Source organism: Microvirga sp. HBU67558, assembly GCF_018069605.1.
In the GTDB taxonomy this organism is placed as follows: Bacteria; Pseudomonadota; Alphaproteobacteria; order Rhizobiales; family Beijerinckiaceae; genus Microvirga; species Microvirga terrae.
In genome coordinates this window covers 1-230 of sequence record NZ_JAGPUP010000002.1, presented here as the reverse complement: position 1 = coordinate 230, position 230 = coordinate 1, and the positions used below count along the sequence as shown (strand labels likewise).

The 230-nt window shown below is 51.3% G+C and carries 1 pseudogene; it reads right to left on the bottom strand.

Features of this window, described 5'->3' with window-relative positions:
• Nucleotides 1-126, bottom strand: a pseudogene (locus KBI52_RS00005) (AAC(6')-Ib family aminoglycoside 6'-N-acetyltransferase); the annotation flags it as partial.
• Nucleotides 127-230 lie beyond the last annotated feature (104 nt).

Genomic DNA, 230 nt, shown 5'->3' with positions numbered 1-230 from the left:
TGTCGGGCGTGCTTCTTCTCCGCCCCACCACTCGACGATATGAGATCGATTTAGCCACTCATAGAGCATCGCAAGGTCATGCTCAGTCATGAGGCGCAGTGTGACGGAATCGGTGCTGTTGGTCACGATGCTGTACTTTGTGATGCCTAACTTGTCAGTATTTCCAGGCGTCTTTTTATTGTCGCGTTGGCGTTGATCAGGTTGCCCCGTCGATTCGGCAATTCTTTTTG